At 29.4% G+C, this 4,507-nt stretch carries 4 protein-coding genes and 1 pseudogene; all 5 read left to right on the plus strand.

Going from position 1 to position 4,507, the window contains the following annotated elements; genetic code table 11:
• The first annotated feature begins 102 nt into the window (after positions 1 to 102).
• Positions 103 to 1,476: a cation:dicarboxylase symporter family transporter gene (locus Q0370_RS01885; RefSeq protein WP_299571349.1), complete on the plus strand. Its 1,374-nt coding sequence runs from the start codon at positions 103 to 105 to the stop codon at positions 1,474 to 1,476.
• Positions 1,477 to 1,728: 252 nt separating this feature from the next.
• Positions 1,729 to 2,904 carry a YARHG domain-containing protein gene (locus Q0370_RS01890; RefSeq protein ID WP_299571352.1) on the plus strand — a complete coding sequence of 392 codons (1,176 nt, stop codon included), beginning with the start codon at positions 1,729 to 1,731 and terminating at the stop codon, positions 2,902 to 2,904.
• A gap of 101 nt (positions 2,905 to 3,005) precedes the next feature.
• Positions 3,006 to 3,140: a hypothetical protein gene (locus tag Q0370_RS01895; RefSeq protein WP_299571355.1), complete on the plus strand. Its 135-nt coding sequence runs from the start codon at positions 3,006 to 3,008 to the stop codon at positions 3,138 to 3,140.
• Between the two features lie 23 nt (positions 3,141 to 3,163).
• Complete coding sequence (locus Q0370_RS01900; protein ID WP_299571357.1) at positions 3,164 to 4,270, plus strand: hypothetical protein; 1,107 nt, start codon at positions 3,164 to 3,166, stop codon at positions 4,268 to 4,270.
• 8 nt (positions 4,271 to 4,278) lie between these two features.
• A pseudogene (locus tag Q0370_RS01905) lies at positions 4,279 to 4,507 on the plus strand (hypothetical protein); the annotation flags it as partial.

Below are 4,507 nucleotides of genomic sequence, written 5' to 3' on the forward strand. Positions count from 1 at the left end.
AATGATTTAATTACAAAAATATCTTGACATGAAAATAAATTAATGATAATATTTGTATATGAAAATTTTAAGAATAAATTTTAAATCAAATTAGGAGGAAAAATGACAGCGATAGTATTTTCAAGTATATGGATAGTAATTTTGATTTTACTGTTCTTTTTATTGATTCATATAAATGTGAATTTAAAGAAAAAATTTAAGTTTTCTACAAGGATGATAATTTCTACAGTACTGGGATTTGTTGCGGGAATTGTATTTCAATCAACTTTGGGATTAGTGGGAGCGGCTGAGCATGAGGTTGTTATAAAGAATGTAACAAATGCAGCTTCGTTAGTAGGAAGAGGATTTACGAGCCTTTTAAAAATGATAGTTATTCCGTTAGTTGGGCTATCTGTTTATAATTCGATAATTAATTCTAAAAATAATGAGAATTTGAGAAAACTGACCATAAAATCAGTAGTTTATTACACAGCGACTGTGGCTATTTCGGCGATTATTGGAATTGTAGTTGCAATGACATTTAAGCTGGGAGTTGGAATGAAATTGCCTGAAGGAATGGAAGCATGGACTGGAAAAGGGGAGTATAAAGGTCTTGTTGATGTTGTAGTTTCGTTTATACCGTCAAATATTTTTAAGGCTATGACAGAAACAAGTGTTATTGGAGTAGTAATATTTACAGCGTTTTTAGGATTTGCAACAAACCGAGTTGGATTAAAAAATCCTGAGAAAATAAAACCTTTGAAGGACGTAACAGAAGCATTGTTTTCAGTAATGACAAGCGTTACAATTACAATAATAAAAATAATTCCGTATGGAGTTGCGGCATTGATGTTTGATTTGACGGCTTCTTATGGGCTTGAAGTATTTAAAAATCTTGTTACATATCTGATTGTAATGTTTATTTCATTAGGACTGGTTGTAGTAATGCAATCTTTAAATCTTGCAATACACGGTGTAAATCCACTAAGATATTACAAGAAAGTAACAGCACCGTTAGTTCTATCATTTACAACAACTTCAAGTATGGGAACTTTACCTGTAACAATTGAAACACTGGAAAAAGAAGTAGGAGTAAGTTCACCAACAGCAAACTTTACAGCGACACTAGGGACAACAATAGGAATGAATGGTTGTGCAGGAGTATTTCCAGCAGTAATAGCAATAATGATTGCCAATATGAACGGCATTGCAATTACTCCAGTATTTCTAATAAGTCTTATAACAGTAATCGCATTAGGGTCGTTCGGTATGGCAGGAGTACCAGGAACAGCCTACATTGCAGCGACAGTCGTACTAGGTGGAATGGGATTGCCTTTTGCTCCAGTAGCTTTAGTACTGCCAATCGACTCAATAATAGATATGGGACGTACAGCAATAAACGTAAACGGTGCAATGGTAGTTTCAACTGTTGTAGACAAGGAAATGGGAACTTTTAATGAAGAAGTTTTTAAAGGGGAAAGAATAAGCGAAGCATAATAAATTTTTAAAAATTTCTAAAGCAGTAAATTTATAATTGCTTCTAAAATTTTTACCTTGTCTATGTTATTGATGAATCTGTAATTAGATAAGTAATTTAATAGATTAACAAGGGTTGATTCCTGTGTAAAACAGGAGTTGATCCTTTTAATTTTTCTAAAAATAAAAATTAAATATATTGACTAAAATTTAATACAAGGTATAATTTATAATGAAAAACAAAAAAATTAATAAAAAATAGGAGTGGTTGCTATGAGAAAAATCAGAACATTTTTATTATTTTGCTTAATGTTTATTTTTAGTACAAATTTACTAGCAAATGACTGGGAATTTGGTTCGGAAGGTGGACATATTGTTCCAATGAATGTGTCTAATATTGCGATAAAAAGTGAGAAACTTCATTTTAAGCTGGAAAAAGTAAAGGGGGAGTATGGACCAGTAAATGAAATGACGGTAACTGTAAGATTTGTGTTTGACAGTCCTGAGGCTGGGGAGAAATACATTGGTTTTATTACGCCTGAAGGTGGAAATGAGGAATGGGATGAAGTTAATCATTTTAAAAATTTTAGAACTGTTGTAAATGGGAAAAGTGTAGATACAGTTTCTTACAGGCTAACCGATTTTGTTCCAAAGGATGTAAAGAAACTTGAAGAAGTGAAAAAATATTTTAAGGAATATAATGAAGAAAAGGCAAAAGAGGAAGCCGACTATTATAAAAGAAGCTATGTTTATTATTTTAAAGCGAACTTTAAAAAAGGAGAAAATGTAATTGAGCATAGTTATCGTTACGATGGAAGTGGCGGTGTCGGATATAATGACTTTAACTATGTATGGTCTACTATTTCAAAATGGAAAAATCAAAAAGTGGATGACTTTGAAGTAATTGTTGAGCCTGGAAGTGCTTTGATTGCAATACCTGAAATAAAAATGAAGAATGGAAAATATATGGACTGGAAATTAGTTGGAGAAGGAAATATTGATTATGGATACAAAAATTATTATGATAGAGACGGACAATATAAAGTTCTTTATGCAAAATTAAAAAAAGGATATTTACATTTTAAAACAAAGAATTTTAGTCCTGAAGATGAATTTAACTTATCAGAAATAAGATATCTGAACGGTAATTATTCTTTCCCTGAAAAGACTGAAAAAGGCTTTAAATATAGAGATGAATTAACAAAAGCGGCTTACACTTCAGAATATTTAACACCAGATGAATTAAAGGAACTTTCCAATGAAGATTTGAAAATAATGAAAAACTATCCTTATGCAGTCGCAGGTTATGATTTTTCTGATAAAAAATTAAAAGATTATTTCTCAAAATTCTTATGGTATATTTCAATTGGAAAAAATGTGGAATTAACAAAAGATGACTATGAAGTTATTAATAATGTGGATAAGATTATAAAAAGCAGGGGAAAATAGACGGTAAAAGAAGAGGTTACAATGAAAGTTGTAGCCTTTTTTGTTTTGATAAAAGATGTTATAATAAGTTTAAAATAAAAATTGGAAAGTGAAAAGAGAAATTGAAAAATATTAATTTAGTATCGGAAAAAATATTAAATACAGATTTTAAGCCTAAGATGGAAATAACAATGTTTTTTAAATATGAATGCTGGATGGCAGATTGTCCACAACATTTGGTAATTGATGAGGATTGAAGAAACATGAAAGGAATAAAATTATGAAACAAACACAAAGAGAATGGGCAAGATATATTCAGGATGAAATCCAAAAAAATGATAGTTACGATAATTATAAGCATGCATTTATTGAATATAAGGATTATTTAGAGAAATGTCTTTTAGAAAATCCCAAAAATGTGGAAATTATTTGTCAATTAGCAGCAGTTTACAATGAATTAACTTATCAATGGAAGGATATTTATAAATTATTGAATGAATTTATTAAAAAATATGAAAATGAATTGACTGATGTGGAAAAATCACGGATTTATACTAATTTAGGGTATTATTATGATGATCAGAGAGATGGCAGTAAGAGAGCGATTAGAACTTTGAGAAAGGCTGTGGCGTTTAATCCAAATAATTCTAAGGCTTATTATGGACTTGGGGCGGATTATTATGGTGCTGGGAAATATGATAAGTCGGAAGAAATGTATAAAAGAGCTTGTGAGCTGGAAAATAATCCGATTTATAAGTTTGAATATGCAAATTTGCTGATGGTTAATGGAAAAAACGAAGAGGCGAAAATAATTTTGGAAGAATTAATAAAAAAAGATTTTGAATTTGAAAAAGAAGATTTTGTTAAGATAAAATATAGTTATATCGCAAATAAAATTCAATTAAGGAAATTTGAAAATATTGAGAATGAAATTGATGAATTAATGTTAGAAGTGGTTAATAAAGATGATTTTTTTGAGGAAGAGTTTGCAGAGCTATATTATTTGGTGGGAAGTTATGAGAAAAGCCGAAAAATTTATTCAAAGTTCAAAATACAAGATTATCAATTTCCAGCTTGGTGGCTGAGATTCTATTTTTATTCTCTAAAGCAGTTAAATGAAATGGAAAAATTACAAGAAAATTTTAAAATAGTTTTGAAAATTAAAGATGAAGAAATAGAGAGCATTAAAAATGGAGAATTTTTAACAGAATGTACGAAATCGTATAAAAAAGAAGAAATTAGGGAGATAAAAAGACAAATAAAGAATTTGAAGGCGGAGTATGAGAAAATTTTGAAAACAGATTATAAACCAGAAGTTAAAATTTACCCTAAATTTTTGTATGACTGTTTTTTGATAGATTGTCCACGACATCAGAAGTTAGATTAGGAGGAAAATTGGAAAAACAAAAAAACTTAGAAAGAAAAACCGTAAAAGCATGGATAAAATATATTCAAGAAAAAATTAGAAATAATAGTGATTATGATTCTGTTTATGAAGAGTATAAAACGTTTTTGGAAAATAAATTGAAAGAAAATCCCAAAAATGTGGAAGTTGTTTGTCAACTAGCGGCAGTTTACAATGAATTAACTTATCAATGGAAGGATATTTATAAATTATTGAATG

Origin of the sequence: uncultured Leptotrichia sp. (assembly GCF_938036635.1) — a bacterium.
GTDB classification, from domain to species: Bacteria; Fusobacteriota; Fusobacteriia; order Fusobacteriales; family Leptotrichiaceae; genus Leptotrichia; species Leptotrichia hongkongensis.